The sequence below is a fragment of the Zoogloea sp. genome, assembly GCF_030157465.1.
In the GTDB taxonomy this organism is placed as follows: Bacteria; Pseudomonadota; Gammaproteobacteria; order Burkholderiales; family Rhodocyclaceae; genus Zoogloea.
This window is the reverse complement of record NZ_JAOAUU010000018.1, coordinates 31,811-48,950: the sequence shown is the minus strand read 5'-3', so window position 1 is coordinate 48,950 and position 17,140 is coordinate 31,811. Positions and strand designations below refer to the sequence as shown.

General features: G+C 65.0%; 15 protein-coding genes. 10 read left to right on the top strand and 5 right to left on the bottom strand.

Annotation, left to right across the window (positions count from 1 at the left end; translation table 11 throughout):
• The first annotated feature begins 176 nt into the window (after positions 1 to 176).
• The 5 genes from apbC to Q1W26_RS02450 all read left to right on the top strand — a co-directional run bounded on the left by apbC (position 177) and on the right by Q1W26_RS02450 (position 6,230).
• Complete coding sequence (apbC, locus tag Q1W26_RS02470; RefSeq protein ID WP_300435462.1) at positions 177 to 1,268, top strand: iron-sulfur cluster carrier protein ApbC; 1,092 nt, start codon at positions 177 to 179, stop codon at positions 1,266 to 1,268.
• Positions 1,265 to 1,462, top strand: coding sequence for an NF038104 family lipoprotein (locus Q1W26_RS02465; RefSeq protein ID WP_300435406.1), 198 nt, complete (start codon positions 1,265 to 1,267; stop codon positions 1,460 to 1,462). The genes apbC and Q1W26_RS02465 overlap by 4 nt, the downstream gene beginning before the upstream one ends.
• A 73-nt stretch (positions 1,463 to 1,535) precedes the next feature.
• On the top strand, positions 1,536 to 2,105 hold the full coding sequence (gene dcd, locus Q1W26_RS02460) for a dCTP deaminase (protein ID WP_300435403.1): 570 nt from the start codon (positions 1,536 to 1,538) through the stop codon (positions 2,103 to 2,105).
• 112 nt (positions 2,106 to 2,217) lie between these two features.
• Positions 2,218 to 4,461 carry an arginine/lysine/ornithine decarboxylase gene (locus tag Q1W26_RS02455; RefSeq protein WP_300435400.1) on the top strand — a complete coding sequence of 748 codons (2,244 nt, stop codon included), beginning with the start codon at positions 2,218 to 2,220 and terminating at the stop codon, positions 4,459 to 4,461.
• A gap of 305 nt (positions 4,462 to 4,766) precedes the next feature.
• Complete coding sequence (locus Q1W26_RS02450; protein ID WP_300435397.1) at positions 4,767 to 6,230, top strand: MBL fold metallo-hydrolase; 1,464 nt, start codon at positions 4,767 to 4,769, stop codon at positions 6,228 to 6,230.
• Positions 6,231 to 6,308: 78 nt separating this feature from the next.
• On the opposite strand, the gene Q1W26_RS02445 is transcribed toward Q1W26_RS02450, so the two are convergent.
• On the bottom strand, positions 6,309 to 6,806 hold the full coding sequence (locus Q1W26_RS02445; protein WP_300435395.1) for a dihydrofolate reductase: 498 nt from the start codon (positions 6,804 to 6,806) through the stop codon (positions 6,309 to 6,311).
• Entirely contained in the window at positions 6,803 to 7,597 is a 795-nt protein-coding gene (locus tag Q1W26_RS02440) for a thymidylate synthase (protein WP_300435392.1), read from the bottom strand. Before Q1W26_RS02440 ends, Q1W26_RS02445 begins: the two co-directional genes overlap by 4 nt.
• A 177-nt stretch (positions 7,598 to 7,774) precedes the next feature.
• Between Q1W26_RS02440 and Q1W26_RS02435 the strand changes: the two genes are divergently transcribed.
• A complete protein-coding gene (locus tag Q1W26_RS02435; RefSeq protein ID WP_300435390.1) occupies positions 7,775 to 9,238 on the top strand; it encodes a hypothetical protein in 1,464 nt (487 codons plus the stop codon).
• Positions 9,239 to 9,630: 392 nt separating this feature from the next.
• Positions 9,631 to 11,334, top strand: coding sequence for a 2-isopropylmalate synthase (leuA, locus tag Q1W26_RS02430; RefSeq protein WP_366143627.1), 1,704 nt, complete (start codon positions 9,631 to 9,633; stop codon positions 11,332 to 11,334).
• 74 nt (positions 11,335 to 11,408) lie between these two features.
• On the opposite strand, the gene Q1W26_RS02425 is transcribed toward leuA, so the two are convergent.
• A complete protein-coding gene (locus tag Q1W26_RS02425) occupies positions 11,409 to 12,692 on the bottom strand; it encodes an aminotransferase class I/II-fold pyridoxal phosphate-dependent enzyme (RefSeq protein ID WP_300435384.1) in 1,284 nt (427 codons plus the stop codon).
• 182 nt (positions 12,693 to 12,874) lie between these two features.
• Here Q1W26_RS02425 and Q1W26_RS02420 point away from each other — a divergent pair, with 182 nt between their 5' ends.
• Positions 12,875 to 13,294: a hypothetical protein gene (locus Q1W26_RS02420; RefSeq protein WP_300435382.1), complete on the top strand. Its 420-nt coding sequence runs from the start codon at positions 12,875 to 12,877 to the stop codon at positions 13,292 to 13,294.
• Here the strand turns inward: Q1W26_RS02420 and Q1W26_RS02415 are convergent.
• A complete protein-coding gene (locus Q1W26_RS02415; protein ID WP_300435377.1) occupies positions 13,246 to 13,770 on the bottom strand; it encodes an O-acetyl-ADP-ribose deacetylase in 525 nt (174 codons plus the stop codon). The two genes, Q1W26_RS02420 and Q1W26_RS02415, sit on opposite strands and share 49 nt — an antisense overlap.
• 177 nt (positions 13,771 to 13,947) lie before the next feature.
• On the opposite strand from Q1W26_RS02415, the gene parA reads away from it, so the two are divergent.
• Positions 13,948 to 14,613: a ParA family partition ATPase gene (gene parA, locus Q1W26_RS02410; protein ID WP_300435374.1), complete on the top strand. Its 666-nt coding sequence runs from the start codon at positions 13,948 to 13,950 to the stop codon at positions 14,611 to 14,613.
• A complete protein-coding gene (locus Q1W26_RS02405) occupies positions 14,610 to 15,281 on the top strand; it encodes a hypothetical protein (RefSeq protein WP_300435371.1) in 672 nt (223 codons plus the stop codon). The genes parA and Q1W26_RS02405 overlap by 4 nt, the downstream gene beginning before the upstream one ends.
• Positions 15,282 to 15,338: 57 nt before the next feature.
• Here Q1W26_RS02405 and pabB read toward each other — a convergent pair whose 3' ends face one another.
• Entirely contained in the window at positions 15,339 to 17,138 is a 1,800-nt protein-coding gene (gene pabB, locus Q1W26_RS02400; protein ID WP_300435368.1) for an aminodeoxychorismate synthase component I, read from the bottom strand.
• Between the last annotated feature and the right edge of the window lie 2 nt (positions 17,139 to 17,140).

Here is a 17,140-nt window from a genome sequence, read left to right as displayed (position 1 = left end):
CGGCCATCGCGGCCGGCTCGGGCCGGGCGATCCGCTGTACGATTTCACCGGCTCCGGGCAAGGATGCTTAACCTCGGGCCAGGTTTTGGGTAAACTGGACTAAATTACTCGGGTTTCAGCGTTTAGCGCTCCTTCGCATGTTCTCCTTTTTTCGCCGCGCGCCGGCCACCGACACCATGAGCCTCTCCGAACAAAGCGTCCTAGACAGCCTCAGGCAGTTTGCCGACCCCAACACGGGCAAGGATTACGTCTCGTCCCGCGCGGTCAAGAACCTGCGCGTGAGCGGCGCCGACGTGTCCTTCGACATCGAACTGGGCTACCCGGCCAAAACCCAGGTGGACGGGATTCGCCAGGCGCTGATCGCCCAGGTCAAATCCGTTGCCGGCGTCGGCAAGGTCAGCGTAACTGTGGGCAGCAAGATCGTCGCCCATGCGGTGCAGCAGGGCGTGAAGCTGCTGCCCGGCGTCAAGAACATCGTTGCCGTGGCCTCCGGCAAGGGCGGCGTCGGCAAGAGCACCACTGCGGTCAACCTCGCCCTGGCCCTGGCCGCGGAAGGCGCCTCGGTCGGCATTCTCGACGCCGACATCTACGGCCCGTCCCAGCCGCAAATGCTGGGCATCGGCGGCGAGCGCCCCGAAAGCCACGACGGCAAGACGATGGAGCCGCTCAAGGCCCACGGTCTGCAAGTGATGTCCATCGGCTTCCTTGTTGATGTGGAAACGCCGATGGTGTGGCGCGGCCCGATGGCCACCCAGGCCCTCAACCAGCTGCTCAAGGACACCAACTGGACCGATCTCGACTATCTCGTCATCGACATGCCGCCGGGCACCGGTGACATCCAGCTCACGCTGTCGCAAAGCGTGCCGGTGACTGGCGCGGTGATCGTCACCACGCCCCAGGACATCGCGCTGCTGGATGCCAGGAAGGGCCTCAAGATGTTCGAGAAGGTGGGCGTGCCCATCATCGGCATCGTCGAGAACATGAGCATCCACATCTGCTCCAAGTGCGGTCACGAAGAACACATCTTCGGCACCGGCGGCGGTGAAAGCATGTGCAAGGATTACGGCGTGCCTTTTCTGGGTGCGTTGCCCCTCGACATCCAGATCCGCAAGGAAGTGGACCGCGGCGTGCCCACCGTGGTCGCCGATCCGGACGGCCGCGTGGCCGAGCTCTACAAGGGCATCGCCCGCAAGGTGGCGATCACCATCGCCGAGCGGGCCAAGGACATGAGCCACAAATTCCCCAACATCGTGGTTCAGAACACATGAGCGTTTTCAGCAAAACAATGCGCGTGGGCCTCTTGGCGGCCTGCGCGGTGAGCCTGTCCGGCTGCGTGGTCGGAACCGTGGTGGGTGCGGCGGTCGACGTGGGCGTCGAAGTCGTGAAGGTGCCCTTCAAGGTCGGCAAAGGCATCTACGACGTGGTGAAGGACGACGAAACTCCCGAACCGAAAAAGGAATGAACCCAGGGCCGGCGGTTTGCGCCGCCTTTCCGTTGGTGCATGTAGAATGCGCGTTTTTGAGCAGGGGCCCAGCGTGAGCATCAAGTCAGACAATTGGATTCGCCGCATGTCGGAAGGCGATGGGCGGATGATCGAACCGTTTGCCCCTGAACTGGTGCGCCAGAACGACAGCGGCAAGATCGTCTCGTACGGCACCTCGAGCTACGGCTACGACGTGCGCTGCGCCAACGAATTCAAGATCTTCACCAACATCAACTCCACCATCGTCGATCCCAAGGCTTTCGACGAGCGCAACTTCGTGGATTTTGTCGGTGACGTGTGCATCATTCCGCCCAATTCGTTTGCGCTGGCCCGCACGGTGGAATACTTTCGCATTCCGCGCAGCGTGCTCACGGTTTGCCTCGGCAAATCCACGTATGCCCGCTGCGGCATCATCGTGAACGTGACACCCCTCGAGCCCGAGTGGGAAGGCCACGTGACGCTGGAGTTCTCGAACACCACGCCGCTGCCCGCCAAGATCTACGCCAACGAAGGCATCGCGCAAATGCTGTTCTTCGAGTCCGATGAAGTCTGTCAGACTTCCTACAAGGACCGGGGTGGTAAATATCTGGGTCAGACCGGCGTCACCCTGCCAAAAATCTGAAATACTAGCCAGCTAAAGTGGCGAACATCGGGCGGACTCTGCGCAAGCACGCAAGTCCGCCCTAAGCTTTTTGTTGATCCGCCCGCGCGAAACGGGCATCTAGGAGTCGAGCATGCGCTTCAACTTTCCGGTCATCGTCATCGACGAGGATTACCGTTCGGAAAACACCTCCGGCCTGGGCATCCGGGCCCTGGCGGAAGCTATCGAGAAGGAAGGCCTGCAAGTGCTGGGTGTGACCAGCTACGGTGACATGGCGTCCTTCGCCCAGCAGCAGAGCCGGGCCTCCACCTTCATCCTGTCCATCGACGACGAGGAGTTCTCGTCGCCGGAAGCGACCGAGAAGGCCATCGCCGATCTGCGCGCCTTCGTCAGCGAGATCCGGATGCGCAACGCCGACATCCCCATCTTCCTGCACGGTGAAACCCGCACCTCCCGCCACATCCCCAACGATGTGCTGCGCGAACTGCACGGCTTCATCCACATGTACGAAGACACCCCGGAATTCATCGCCCGCAACGTGGTGCGCGAGGCCAAGTCCTACCTCGAAGCGCTGCCGCCGCCGTTCTTCCGTGCGCTGACCCACTACGCCTCCGACGGCTCCTATTCGTGGCACTGCCCCGGCCACTCCGGTGGTGTGGCCTTCCTCAAGAGCCCGGTGGGCCAGATGTTCCACCAGTTCTTCGGCGAAAACATGCTGCGCGCCGACGTCTGCAATGCGGTTGAAGAACTCGGTCAGCTGCTCGACCACACCGGCCCCGTGGCCGCTTCCGAGCGCAATGCGGCGCGCATCTTCAATGCCGATCACCTGTACTTCGTCACCAACGGCACCTCCACATCCAACAAGATCGTCTGGCACTCCACCGTGGCGCCGGGTGACATCGTGGTGGTTGACCGCAACTGTCACAAGTCCGTCCTGCACGCCATCATGATGACCGGCGCGATCCCGGTCTTCCTGATGCCGACGCGCAACAACTTCGGCATCATCGGCCCGATCCCGAAGAGCGAGTTTGCCTGGGAAAACATCCAGAAGAAGATTGCCGCCAACCCCTTCGCGACGGACAAGAACGCCAAGCCGCGGGTGCTCACCATCACCCAGTCCACCTACGACGGCATCCTCTACAACGTCGAGGCCATCAAGGAAGAGCTGGACGGCAAGATCGACACCCTGCACTTCGACGAAGCCTGGCTGCCCCACGCCGCCTTCCACGACTTCTATGGTGACTACCATGCCATCGGTGCCGACCGGCCCCGCTGCAAGGAGTCCATGATCTTCTCCACCCAGTCCACCCACAAGCTGCTGGCCGGCCTCTCGCAGGCATCCCAGATTCTCGTGCAGGACGCCGAGAACAACCATCTGGACCGGGACGTGTTCAACGAGGCCTACCTCATGCACACCTCCACCAGCCCGCAGTACGCGATCATCGCCTCCTGCGACGTGGCGGCCGCCATGATGGAAGCGCCGGGTGGCACCGCGCTGGTCGAAGAGTCCATCGCCGAAGCCCTCGACTTCCGCCGCGCCATGCGCAAGGTGGACGAGGAGTGGGGCGCCGACTGGTGGTTCAAGGTATGGGGCCCGGACGACCTTTCCGAGGAAGGCATCGAGGAGCGCGAAGCCTGGATGCTCAAGCCCGGCGAGCGCTGGCACGGCTTCGGCAACCTGGCCGAAGGCTTCAACATGCTCGATCCGATCAAGGCCACGATCATCACCCCGGGCCTCGACGTGGATGGCGAGTTCGCCGAGCGGGGCATCCCCGCCGCGATCGTCACCAAGTACCTGGCCGAGCATGGCGTTATCGTCGAGAAGTGCGGTCTTTACAGCTTCTTCATCATGTTCACCATCGGCATCACCAAGGGCCGCTGGAACAGCATGGTGACCGAACTGCAGCAGTTCAAGGACGACTACGACAAGAACCAGCCGCTATGGAAAGTCCTGCCCGAGTTCGTCCAGAAGAACCCGCGCTACGAGCGCGTCGGTCTGCTTGACCTGTGTAAGGAAATCCACGAGGTTTACCGTGCCCGCGACGTGGCCCGCCTGACCACCGAGATGTACCTCTCCGACATGGTTCCGGCCATGAAGCCGGCCGACGCCTTCGCCAAGATGGCCCACCGGGAAATCGACCGGGTCTCCATCGACGAACTCGAAGGCCGCGTCACCAGCGTGCTCCTGACCCCCTATCCGCCGGGCATTCCGCTGCTGATCCCGGGTGAGCGCTTCAACAAGACCGTGGTCCAGTACCTGAGTTTCGCGCGGGAGTTCAACGACCGCTTCCCGGGCTTTGAGACCGATGTGCATGGCCTCGTGAAGGAGCTGAAGGACGGCCGCATCCACTACTACGTGGATTGCGTGCGGGGCTGAGCCAGAGCCAGAGTACCGGCCCGGTGCTGCGACAAAAAAAGGCCGTCGGGGGAAACCCCGGCGGCCTTTTTGTCGATGGCTTTTCCCGGGGCGCTGCTTGTTACGGTTCACCTCCGGTTGCTGTTCTGCTGGCGGGGCAGCAGGTGGCCGTTGAGCGAAACCACGGCTCAGGCCATCGCCTGAACCCAAGCCCTTGTTCCCTTTGAAGATGTCCAGCCGTGCTTACCGCGCCGGCCGCTGGTACGGAATTTGCCGATTGAGCGGGCTGCTTGCTCAAGCCAAATCCAATCGACAAAGGGGATTCCATGAAATCATTCCGTTTCAAGACGGTCGGGCTCGTCGTCGCGCTGACCTGCTCTGCCGGCGCGACGCTGGCGGCGCCGTCATTGCAGGACGCCGTCCGCGCGCTCGGTGCCGACCAGGCGAGGACGCTCGAGTTCTCCGGCTCCGGCCGCTGGTTCCAGTTTGGTCAGGCGCCGGCGCCCGATACCCCGTGGCCGCCCTTCGAGGTGAAGCGCTACGTTGCCGACCTGAACTACGAAACCGGCGCCGCCCGCGTGCAGATCAGCCGTATCCAGGTGAAGGAGCCGCCGCGGGAGCGCCCGGTGCCGGTCGAGCAGCGGGTCGACCAGTACGTACGCGGCACGACGGCATGGAGCCAGCCGGTGAATCCTCCGGCTGGCAGCAACGCCAGCCCGGCGTCCCAGCCGGCCGCGGTGGAAGAGCGTCAGGCCGAGATTCTCGCCACGCCCCAGGGCTTCCTGCGTGCCGCGCTGGCCAACCACGCCAAGCTGACACCGGTGAAGAAGGGGCTGGAGGTGAGCTTCACCGTGAACGGCAAGCACCGCTACGTCGGCAGGCTCGATGCCAATAACGATCTCACTTCGGTGAAGACCTGGATCAGCAATCCGGTGCTCGGCGACACCCTGGTCGAGACGCGCTTCTTCGGCTACAAGAATTTTGGCGGTGTGCGCTTCCCCGGCCTCATCGAACGCTACGCCGGTGGTTATCCGATCCTCGATCTGCAGGTGGCCGAGGTAAAGGCCAATGTGCCGGTGGATATCGCCGTGCCCGAAGCGGTGGCGAAGGCGCCGGTCCTGCCGGTCACGGTGAAGGCCGACAGGGTGGCGGAGGGTGTGTATTACCTCACCGGCGGCACCCATCACAGCGTCGCCATCGGCCAGCGTGATCACGTGGTGGTGGTGGAGGCGCCGCTGAACGAGGAGCGTTCCCGTGCGGTGATCGCCAAGACCAGGGAGCTCTTTCCGGGTAAACCGATCCGCTACCTGATCAACACCCACGCGCACTTCGACCACTCCGGCGGCCTGCGCGCCTTTGCGGCCGAAGGGGCGATCATCGTCACCCACGAAGGCAACAAGGGTTATTACCAGAAGGTCTGGTCGGCGCCCCGCAAGCTGGAGCCCGATGCGCTGGCCCGGAGCGGCAAGCCGGCAAAGTTCGAGACCTTCGGCGGCCGCCATGTGATTTCCGACGGCAATCGTTCGATCGAGGTCCATCCGATCAGCGACAGCGGCCACAACGACGCCTTCGCGCAGATTTGGCTGCCCCAGGAGAAGATCCTGATCGAGGCCGACGCCTACACGCCCACGGCGGCCAATGTGCCGCCTCCCGCGCCGGCCAATCCGTATTCGGTCAATCTGCTCGGCAACATCCAGGCGCTTGGCCTGGACGTGAAGCAGATCCTGGCCCTGCACGGGCCGCGGGTCGTGACGCTGGACGACCTGCGCGACGCAGTGCGTCAGAAGTAGGGCGGCAAGGCGGGCCGGCGGCCCGCTGCGCAGACGGGGAGGATCGGTCGCCGCGGGGCGCCGGTCCTCCTGACGTTTTCAGCGACGCGTGTAAGTGACGAAGGCGAAGGGCAGGCCGGATTCGGCAATCTGCCCGTCCCGGCTGGTTTCATGCCATTCGGCGATGTCGAAGGCCGGGAAGAAGGCATCGCCGGCGTAGTCCTGGTCGATCTCGGTGAGCAGCAACCGGTCGGCCAGGGGCAGGGCCTGGCGGTAAAGTTCGGCGCCGCCGATCACGAAGGCGGTTTCCGCGTCGCCGGCCGCCGTCAGCGCGTCGGCGAGGCTGCCGACCACGGTGCCGCCTGCGGCGTGAAAGTCCGGATTGCGGCTGACCACGATGTTCAGCCGTCCCGGCAGCGGCCGGAAGGCGTCGGGCAGCGATTCCCAGGTTTTGCGGCCCATGATCACCGGCTTGCCGCGGGTTGTCTCGCGGAAAAACTTCATGTCTTCCGGCAGGTGCCAGGGTAGGCGGTTTTCAATGCCGATCACCCCGCCACGGGCACAGGCGGCGATCAGCGCGAGAACCGGCTTGCTCATACCGCCACCGGCGCCGAAATGTGCGGGTGCGGATCGTAGCCTTCGAGGGTGAAGTCGTCGATCGTGAAGGCGAAGATGTCCTTCACCTCGGGGTTGATGCGCATCCTGGGCAGCGGCCGCAGCTCGCGGGAAAGCTGAAGTTGTGTCTGCTCCAGGTGATTGGTGTAGAGGTGGCAATCGCCCCCGGTCCAGACGAAATCACCGAGCTCGTAGCCGCACACCTGGGCCACCATCATCGTGAACAGCGCATACGAGGCGATGTTGAAGGGCACGCCGAGAAAGATGTCGGCGCTGCGCTGGTAGAGCTGGCACGACAGCTTGCCGCCGGCCACGTAGAACTGGAACAGCGCGTGGCACGGCGGCAGCGCCATGCGGTCCACTTCCGACGGGTTCCATGCAGACACGATGTGGCGACGGGAATCCGGGTTCTTCTTCAGGGCTTCGATCAACTGGCTGATCTGATCAATGCTGCGTCCGTCGGGCGCTTCCCAACTGCGCCACTGCTTGCCGTAGACGGGGCCCAGTTCGCCGTTTTCGTCCGCCCACTCGTCCCAGATCGATACGCCGTTGTCTTTCAGGTACTTGATGTTGGTGTCGCCACGCAGGAACCACAGCAGCTCGTGGATGATCGAGCGGGTGTGGAGCTTTTTGGTGGTGAGCAGCGGAAAGCCTTCGGCGAGATCGAAACGCATCTGCCAGCCGAAGACCGAGAGAGTGCCGGTGCCGGTGCGGTCGTCCTTGCGGTGGCCGTGTTCCGCCACGTGGCGCATGAGTTCGAGGTACTGGCGCATGGTGGGCAAAAGGGGGGCAAGATAAAAGGGCTACCAGTTTATCCGCGAGTGGCTTCGCAGGATATCCGGGCTTGCCACAGCCAGCCGCCGGAAAGCTGAAAAAATGACCTTTGTGCTAACATTGAAAATCGTCACAAAACGTTTCAGCACGCCTCCGGTGGCGGCAAAGAGGCAAACATGGGAGCAGGCACGGTCGTAAGCAATCCGCATCCGCTCATGCAGCCGGAGAAGCTGGGCCGTATCCTGACCGATATCGCCACCAACGCCGCGCCGACGGCCATTGTCGAACTGATCCGCTGGCTCGACTCCTTTCACTTCGAATGTGAATTGCCGCTGCCCGAGCTGGCCCGCCTGGTTGCCACGCTCGACGAAGCCGCCCAGCCCCAGTTGCGCCAGGCGGCCGGTCTCTATCTTTCCAATGTCTTCGGTTCGCGCAGCGTGCGCTACAAGGCGCTCGGGCGGGATTTCTACGCCAGCCTCGGGCGTGCCTACGATCTCGTGCTGGGCGGCCTGGCCGTCGATTTTTCCGTCGAACCCTCCGACACGCTGCGTACCGAGGTGCTGCTGCGCACGGTGCGGGCCGCGGCGGGTGAAATGAAATGGGTGGCCTTCGATTACCAGGAGCTCTCGCCGGAGGTCTGGCAACGGGCCGTTTCGGCCTACCGCGTCGCCCACCTGGCCGGCGGGCTGAACAGCCCGGTGAACGTGCGCGAGGGCCGCGAAACCCGCACGACGATCAACCGTGAATTCATCCGGCTGGTGGCCATGCAGTGCGCCAGCCTCGACCAGTTGTCGCCCGATCGCATCGAGGCGGCCGACAAACTGGTGCGCTACCTGCAGCATTCCCTCGCGCTGTCCCTCGAGCCGCGTGACGGCAGCCAGTTTTCCATCGATCTCGAAACCCTGGCAGCGCCGCAGCGCTGCCTCACCGTGCCGGAAGACGTGTCGGCCTCGACCCGCTATTTCCGGCCGGGGGATGTCGTGCCCATGCTGGGCGAACTGCGCCAGACGCTGGCCGAGGGGAACCTGGGCCCGGTTTTCGCGGGGATAGGCGCGTCATCGGTGACCGGCGCGATACGCCATCTGTCGCGCCAGTGGGGGCCGGTGCCGCCGATGCGGCAGTACCGCCGCCATGCGGTGCGGGGCGAGCTGGCCCTTGCTACCGGGCTGGGGTTTATCCGTACGCTGATTTCCGGCGAGGCGCAGATACGCCCGGCAGCGGCCTGGACGCTGTGCGATGCGAGTCGCAGCGGCTTTGGCGTGGCATCGCCGGTGATGGATCCGGAAATCTGCCGGGTCGGCGTGCTGGTGGGGGCTCACCTCGGGGAAGTCGGGCGCTGGGTGCTGGCGCTGGTTCGGCGGGTGCGTTCCAGCGAGCAGGGCGGGGCCGCGGTTGGCCTGCAAACGATATCCAGCGAGCCGGTGCCGGTGCTGCTCGACGATGGCAGCCGCAGCTGGAGCGGCATCCTGTGCGATCCGGTGGTGCGCGGGCGCGGGCTCCGGATTGCCTGCGAACCGGGCGCGATGCGCTCGACGCGGCCGGTCTTTGCCAAGCTTGGCGGCCGCATGGTCAAGCTGCAGCCGGGCAGGGCGGTGGTGAGCGGGCCGGGTTACCAGATTGTCGAGTGCACCCTCCTGTGAGCTCGCGATAGCAGCCGGCTATCCAATGGATTATCGGCTGCTGTTTGACGAAGACGTTTCCAGCTGCTAATTTTCGTTCCATGACCTCAAAGCAACAGACGACGCTATTCCTCCTGCCGGCCCTCTCGGGGCTGGGTCTGCTGCTGCCCTGACGGGCACACATCTTATTTCCCCTCCTGTTGTCCCAGCTGTCGCCCTGAGCGGGCGAATGGCGTTTTTGTGCGCGTCGCACCAGCACCGACCCTTCACCGGAGTCCTGCCATGAACACCCTGAATCTTGTCCTTCTGTTCCTACGACTGCGCCCCGGTTGCCAGGCCACGAGCCCGCGGCAGTCTGGCAGCCCTGCGTCCGCATCCGAACACCGTACCCGACGAAAGCAAAGGACAAGATCATCATGTTGAAGAATCCCAGCACCAAATACGCCGCCTTCCCCCCGGTCGCCCTCGCCGACCGCCAGTGGCCCGCCCGCACCGTGACCCATCCGCCGATCTGGATGAGTACCGACCTTCGCGACGGCAACCAGGCGCTTTTCGAACCGATGAACGCCGCCCGCAAGTTGCAGATGTTCAGGAAGCTCGTGGCGATCGGCTTCAAGGAAATCGAGGTCGCCTTTCCCTCCGCATCCCAGACCGATTTCGACTTCGTCCGCCAGCTCATCGAGCAGGATGAGATTCCTGCCGACGTGACCATCGAAGTGCTCAGCCAGAGCCGCGAGCACCTCATCCGCCGCACGATGGAATCGCTCCGCGGCGCCCGTCGGGCGATTGTGCACATCTACAACGCCACCGCGCCGGTGTTTCGCAAGACGGTGTTCGGCATGGAAAAGGACGAGGTCAAGGCGCTTGCCGTCGATAGCGTCAAGCTCGTCAAGCAACTCGCCGCCGAGCAGCCCGAAACTGAGTTCGTGCTTCAGTACAGCCCCGAGCTTTTCACGTCGACCGAGCTCGATTTCGCGCTCGAAGTGTGCGATGCGGTGGTGGCTGCGTGGGGGCCGAAGCCGGGCGAGAAGGTGATTCTCAACCTTCCGGCAACGGTTGAAGTGGCCACGCCCAATGTGTTCGCCGACCAGGTCGAGTGGATGCACCGCAATCTCGCGCACCGCGAATCCATCACGCTCAGCGTTCATCCCCACAACGACCGCGGCACCGCGGTGGCGGCGGCCGAGCTTGCGATGCTCGCCGGTGCCGACCGGGTCGAGGGCTGTCTCTTCGGGAATGGCGAGCGCACCGGTAACGTGGATGTGGTGACCCTCGCCTTGAACCTCTACACCCAGGGCATCGATCCGCAGCTCGATTTTTCGGACATCAATTCGGTGGCCCGCGTGTCCGAGGAATGCACCCAGTTGCCCATCCATCCGCGCCATCCTTACGTGGGCGATCTGGTCTTCACGGCGTTCTCGGGTTCACACCAGGATGCGATCAAGAAGGGCTTCGACGTGCAGCGCGCCGACGCGCTCTGGGAAGTGCCCTACATGCCGGTCGATCCGCTCGATCTCGGCCGCACCTACGATTCGGTGATCCGCGTGAATAGCCAGTCGGGCAAGGGCGGCGTGGCGCATTTGCTCCAGTCGGCCTATGGCCTCGTGATGCCGCGGCGCATGCAGGTGGAGTTCAGCGGCGCGGTGCAGCGTCTCACCGACGAAACCGGCCAGGAAGTGGATGCCCACCAGTTGTGGACGCTTTTCGGGCGGGAATACTTCGAGGCCGATACGCCGGTGCGTTACGTGGCGCATCACCTCTTCGAGGCGGGCGAGCGCCAGGGCATCCGCATCGAGGCTGAAGTGAATGGGCGCCCGGTGACGCTCAGCGGCGAGGGCAACGGCCCCGTCGAGGCGGCTGTGGCGGCGCTTCGCGTGCCGGTGCGGGTGCAGAGCTTCGAGGAGCGGTCGATGGGCGAGGGCGCCGACGCAGCGGCCGTGTGCATGGTGGAAGTGGCGATGGATGGCGTGGCCGGCAGCTGCTTTGGCGCCGGCATGCACCGCAACACCGTGACGGCCTCGGTGCGGGCCATCGTCAGCGCGGTGAATCGCATCGCCGGGCGTCAGGGCGATGGCGCGATGCCGGTTGAGGCGGTCTTCGCCGATTGCGTGGCGTAAGACGGGCCTGCGCCTGTCAGCGCAAATGAAAAGGGCCGGGAAGTTTCCCCGGCCCTTTTTGCATTGAATCGCGTTTAAACGGCGGCCAGCGCCTGGTCGAGATCAGTCAGGATGTCGTCGATGTGCTCGATGCCGATGGAGAGGCGAACCATGTCCTCGGACACGCCGGCCTTCAGCATTTCCTCGGGGGACAGCTGGCGGTGGGTGGTGGACGCCGGATGGCAGGCGAGGCTCTTGCTGTCGCCGATGTTCACCAGCCGGGTGACCAGCTTGAGGGCGTCCTGGAAGCGTCCGCCGGCTGCCTTGCCGTCGCCATCCACGCTCTTTACGCCGAAGTTGAGGATGCCCGAGGCGCGGCCGCCCATGTACTTGTGCACCAGCGCATTGTCCGGGTGGTCGGGCAGGCCGGCGTAATTCACCCACGCAACCTTGGCGTGGCCCTTGAGGAACTCGGCCACCTTGAGGGTGTTTTCGCAGATGCGGTCCATGCGCAGGGCCAGGGTTTCCACGCCCTGCAGGATCAGGAAGGCGTTGAAGGGGCTGATCGCGGCGCCCATGTTGCGCAGCGGCACGACGCGGGCGCGGCCGATGTAGGCGGCCGGGCCGAGGGCTTCGGTGTAAACGACGCCGTGGTAGGACACGTCCGGCTCGTTGAGGCGGCGGAAGCGCTCCTTGTGTTCGGCCCACGGAAACTTGCCGCTATCGACGATGATGCCGCCGATGGACGTGCCGTGGCCACCGAGATACTTGGTGAGCGAATGCACGACGATGTCGGCGCCGTGTTCTATCGGCCGGCACAGGTAGGGCGAGGGCACGGTGTTGTCCACGATCAGCGGAATGCCGTGGGCGTGGGCGATGGCGGCCAGTGCTTCGAAATCGGTGATGTTGCCCAGCGGGTTGCCGACGGATTCGCAGAAGATGGCCTTGGTGCGCGCGTCGATCAGCGGCGCAAAGGAGGCCGGGTCGCGGTAGTCGGCAAAGCGGACCTGGATGCCGATCTGCGGCAGCGTGTGGGCGAACAGGTTGTAGGTGCCGCCGTACAGCGTGGAGGCCGAGACTATGTTGTCTCCGGCTTCGGCAATGGTCTGGATCGAGTAGGTGATGGCCGCCATGCCGGAGGCCAGGGCGAGGCCGGCAATGCCGCCTTCCATGGCCGCCACGCGGGCTTCGAGCACCGCCTGGGTGGGGTTCATGATGCGGGTGTAGATGTTGCCCGCCACCTTCAGGTCAAAAAGATCGGCGCCGTGCTGGGTGTCGTCAAAAGCATAGGAGGTGGTCTGGTAGATCGGCACGGCCACCGCCTTGGTGGTCGGGTCCGGGCTGTAGCCACCATGCACGGCGAGGGTTTCGAGTTTCATCGTGTTTTTCTCCGGGTTGAATGCGTTTTTTGGGGGGCGGCTGTCCGGGTTTTCCCGGAAGGCCCGCCGGGTATTGCCGACTGCCGTTTCTGTTTGGGGCTCACGATAATACGCAAAGAATCGCGACGCTCGTCCTGATCTTCGGCAAGCCGCAGCGATCTTGGATAACGGAGGAGAAAAAAATGGAACTGAACGGACGCAAGGCGACCTGGCTCGAACTCGCCGTCGCGCCGCTGTGGCGGCTGGGGCAAACGCGGGTGCGCATCCATGCCTTGAGTGGCGGTGAGGGGCGTTGCCTTGGCATCACCGTGGACGAGCGCTGGCTGTGCGCCAACGACGGTCGCCTGACCGTTTTCGGATGCCGCGATTCGGCGCTGCGCTTTCTTGAGCTTTTGCGCATCGACCACATGGAGGACGGTTCGCCCTCCGACCTGCCGATAGGCTGCCATTGCGAGGGCGTGCAGTGCATGCGCCTCGGCACGCGGGGGCTGAGCCCCTGCGAGGGCAGCAAGGCCGCCACGCCGCGCGCCGATGGTCCGCGGCGCATCGTGATTCAGTCGCCGCCGCGCAGGGTTTCGTTCAGCACCGAATTCAGGCGCTGATCGAAGACCACCAGCACGATTTCCTCGAGCCCGCCGGATTCATCCTCCAGCGCCGCTCGGCATGCGGCAACCGCGATGCGGGCGGCCTCGGCCAGCGGGTAGCCATACACCCCGCAGGAAATGGCCGGGAAGGCGATGCTGCGCAGACCGTTGGCCTCGGCCAGCCGGATGCTGTTGCGGTAGCAGGCGGCAAGGGCTTCGGCTTCGCCGTGATGGCCGCCGTGCCACACCGGCCCGACGGTATGGATCACGTGTCTCGCCGGCAGCCTGAAACCCGGCGTGATGCGCGCCTCGCCGGTCGGGCAGCCGCCCAGGGTGGCGCAGCAGGCGGTGAGCGCCGGCCCGGCCGCGCGGTGAATTGCCCCGTCCACGCCACCGCCGCCCAGAAGGCTCGAATTGGCCGCATTGACGATGGCGTCGACAGTCAGGGTGGTGATGTCGCCCTCCCAGACCCGGATCTGTTTTTCCGTCTTCATGCTGTGCTCCTCTTGACGCGGCTTTGCCGCACACTTGCGCTGTGTTCAATCGCCCCGCTGCAGGGCGATTGTGCGCCGTTCCGGTGGCTGCGGCAGCGGGGCGACAGGTGACGACGGACTTGCCAACAGGCAGGGTTTGGCGTAAAAATAATACGGTATTACGCAATAGGGGGTGGCGTGGCAAAACCCAGGGTTGTAACGGTGCTGTCCCAGAAGGGCGGTTCAGGCAAATCAACGCTCACGATGCAGCTGGCTGGCGGGCTCGCCCGGAGCGGCCGGCGTGTGGCGATCATCGATCTCGATCCCCAGGAAACGGCCATGCGCTGGGCCCATGCGGCATCCGGCGCGGTGGCTTTTCCGGCCACGGTGGTGCATCTCGGTGCCGACCCGGCGGCGCTGCACCAGATGATCAAGACCGCAGGCAGGCAGGCCGATGTGATTCTGCTGGATTGCCCGCCGTCGATCGAGCACGCCGCCACACTGGCGTCGCTGCAGGAGGCCGATGTGGCGCTGGTGCCGGTGGTGCCGAGCCCGACCGACCTGTGGTCCACCAAGGGTGTCGAGCGCTTGATCCTGCAGGTGCAGGCTGCTCGCAAGGGCTTGAAGGCGGCACTCGTGCCGAACCGGGTGCTGCGGACCAATCTTGCCTGGGACGTGCTGGAGGTGATGCGTGATTTCACGCTGCCGGTGCTCGGCGCGTCCCTTTCCCAGCGTAATGCCTTCGCGCAAAGCGCGGTGGTCGGCGGCACGGTGTATCAACTGGGCCGGGCCGGCGCCGAAGCGGTGCGGGAGGTGGACAAACTGGTTACTGAAGTATTGAAACTGACAGGAGAAAAAGCATGAACACCAAGACCAAATCCGCTCTGCGCTCGGCGCTGCAGCAGGAAAGCGCGGCCCTCGAAGCCCGTCTGCCCGAGCCTGAAGTTACGGTTGCTGCGGCACCCGTCGAGGCTCCGGCCGCTGTCGAGGCTGCGCCGGCGGCTGTGGTCGTCGAGGCGCCTGTGGTTGAGGCGCCTGTGGTCGTGGCCGCTGCCGTGGCCGTCGAGCCGGTTGCGGCGCCCGCTGTGAAGGCGGCTTCCCGCGTCGCCAAGGCCGCGCCGAAGGCAGCTCCGAAAGCCGCACCCAAGGCTGCGCCGAAGATCGCCAAGGCAGTTGCTGCCCTGGACGTGGCCGAGCCGAAGGCGCCGGTCAAGGCCGCGAAGCCCGCCAAGGCAGCCAAGCCGGCGAAGGCCGTTAAGGCAGAGAAGGTCGAGAAGCCGGCCAAGGTCAAGGCAGCCAAGGCCGCCAAGCCGGTTCGCGAAAAAGTGGTGCGCGATTCCTTCTCGATGCCCAAGAGCGAGCATGCCCAGCTCAAGGCCCTGCGCGAGACGCTGGCCAAGGCCGGCCGTATCTGCGCCAAGTCCGAACTGCTGCGGGCCGGCGTGCAACTGCTGCTGAAGGAATCCACCGCCAGCACCCTGACCCTGGTCGATGCCCTGGTTGCGGTGCCGAAGGGCAAGAGCGCCAAGTAAGCCTGGTTTCCCGGTAGTACCAAACGGCAACAATGAGTCGATCATTGTTGCCGTTTTTTATTGAATCCCGGTTTTGGATTCCACCAGCCGGACTTGCACCAGGCCGCGCAGGCCATTGCCGACAAAGATCGCGTCGGCATGGCGAAGCGCGTCGGGGTCGAGGCGGGCTTCCCGGGCCTTGCCTTCGCAGAGCAGGCGCCGCCGCAAGACGCCGTTGAGCAGGCCGGCCTCGCAGGGCGGTGTCAGCAGGATGCCGTTCTTCTCGACAAACAGGTTGCTGCGGGCGCCTTCGGTCAGCTCGCCCTGTTCGTTGATGAACAGGGCGTCGAAGTGGCCCGCGGCGATGACGCGGGCGAGTTCGCGGTCGTAGAGGGCGCGGGCGGTTGTTTTGTGGCGCAGCAGCAGGTCGGTGCTTGCAACCGGATGGGGCGACAGCACCACCGTCGGCGTCACCCCGGGGGCGCCGGCGGTGAGCGGGGTGTGTTCCAGCGTGAGATCGCCCTCCTGGCCCAGGGTGACGCGCACGCGCAGCGGCTGATCGGCCGCGACGCCCGCCAGCAGGCGCCGGAAGGCCGCGGCGTCGAAGGGAAAACCGAAGCTGCGGGCTGAATCCGAGATGCGTTCGAGGTGTTCGGCGAGGTAGGGATAGCCGTGCTCCGGATCGAAACGCAGGGTTTCGATGAGGCGAAGGTTTTTGGGCAGGGTGGTGAGAAAGCTCGCCTTGAGGTGGCATTCGGCCCATTCCGGCGCGGGGCGTGAATCATGCACCACGCCGCTGCCGACATTCAGCCGGGCCTTGCCGGCGGCATCGAGCAGCAGGGTGCGGATCGGTACGCTGAAACGGAAGTCGCCGCCGGGGCGCAGCCAGCCGAGGGCGCCGCAGTAGAGGCCACGGGGCATGTCCTCGAGTTCGCGGATGATTTCCATGGCGCGGATCTTGGGTGCGCCGGTGATCGAGCCGCAGGGAAAGAGCGCGCCGAACAGCGTTGCCAGATCGGCATCCACGGGTTCGGCGACGACGCGGGAGGTCATTTGCCAGACGGTGGGATAGGCTTCGATGCGGCACAGGTTTTCGACCCGCACGCCGCCGGGCGGGGCGAGGCGGCCCATGTCGTTGCGGATGAGGTCAACGATCATGACGTTCTCGGCCCGGTCTTTTTCGGAGGCGGCGAGCCGGGCCGGATCGGTGCTACGCGAGGCGGTGCCCTTCATCGGCTCGGAGGCGAGGTGGCGGCCAGTGCGGGCGAGGAACAGCTCGGGCGAGCGGGACAGGATGGCGCCGCCGGCGTGGGCGATGAAGGCCCCGTAACGCACCGGCTGGGCCGCCCGCAGAGCCCTGTAGAGGGCCGCGGGGTTGCCGAAGGCTTGCCCGGTGAGCGGAAAGGTGAAATTAACCTGGTAGCAGTCGCCGTCGGCGATGTAGCGACGGATTCGATCGATCTGCTTTAAATAATCTGCTTCTTCGATGTTTGGCTGGAGTGCCCCGGTGCAGCCGGCGTCGCTGCCGGCACGGGCCGCGAGCCAGGCGTCGCAGGCCGCGTCGGAGAGCCATTCGGCGTGCCGGAAGATCCAGCCGGTGAGGAGCGGGCCCGCGTCGGGCGGCAGGTGCCGGGCGAGGCGCGGCTCGATGACGTAGCCGAGTTCGTAGCTGGCGGCGAGGGCGACCCAGGCGCCGCTTCGCGCGGCCGCCTCGAGCCGGTTGAGGCTGGCGGCCCAGTCGGCGGGCGCGTGGCAGACGACTTCTTCTACAAGGTCGGTGAGCAGCCAGGCACCGGCCTGCCCCGCGGCGTCGAAGTTGTTGTCGAAAAGGGCAAATGCCCCGGAAGCCGGGGGCGAGGAGGAGGGTATGGCAGGCACGC

What these genes read in the sequence shown, in the direction of transcription:
- apbC (WP_300435462.1), top strand. Translation starts at nt 177, where the DNA reads ATGAGCCTCTCCGAACAAAGCGTCCTAGACAGCCTCAGGCAGTTTGCC.
- Q1W26_RS02465 (WP_300435406.1), top strand. Translation starts at nt 1,265, where the DNA reads ATGAGCGTTTTCAGCAAAACAATGCGCGTGGGCCTCTTGGCGGCCTGC.
- Q1W26_RS02455 (WP_300435400.1), top strand. Translation starts at nt 2,218, where the DNA reads ATGCGCTTCAACTTTCCGGTCATCGTCATCGACGAGGATTACCGTTCG.
- Q1W26_RS02450 (WP_300435397.1), top strand. Translation starts at nt 4,767, where the DNA reads ATGAAATCATTCCGTTTCAAGACGGTCGGGCTCGTCGTCGCGCTGACC.
- Q1W26_RS02445 (WP_300435395.1), bottom strand. Translation starts at nt 6,806, where the DNA reads ATGAGCAAGCCGGTTCTCGCGCTGATCGCCGCCTGTGCCCGTGGCGGG.
- Q1W26_RS02440 (WP_300435392.1), bottom strand. Translation starts at nt 7,597, where the DNA reads ATGCGCCAGTACCTCGAACTCATGCGCCACGTGGCGGAACACGGCCAC.
- Q1W26_RS02435 (WP_300435390.1), top strand. Translation starts at nt 7,775, where the DNA reads ATGGGAGCAGGCACGGTCGTAAGCAATCCGCATCCGCTCATGCAGCCG.
- Q1W26_RS02425 (WP_300435384.1), bottom strand. Translation starts at nt 12,692, where the DNA reads ATGAAACTCGAAACCCTCGCCGTGCATGGTGGCTACAGCCCGGACCCG.
- Q1W26_RS02420 (WP_300435382.1), top strand. Translation starts at nt 12,875, where the DNA reads ATGGAACTGAACGGACGCAAGGCGACCTGGCTCGAACTCGCCGTCGCG.
- Q1W26_RS02415 (WP_300435377.1), bottom strand. Translation starts at nt 13,770, where the DNA reads ATGAAGACGGAAAAACAGATCCGGGTCTGGGAGGGCGACATCACCACC.
- Q1W26_RS02405 (WP_300435371.1), top strand. Translation starts at nt 14,610, where the DNA reads ATGAACACCAAGACCAAATCCGCTCTGCGCTCGGCGCTGCAGCAGGAA.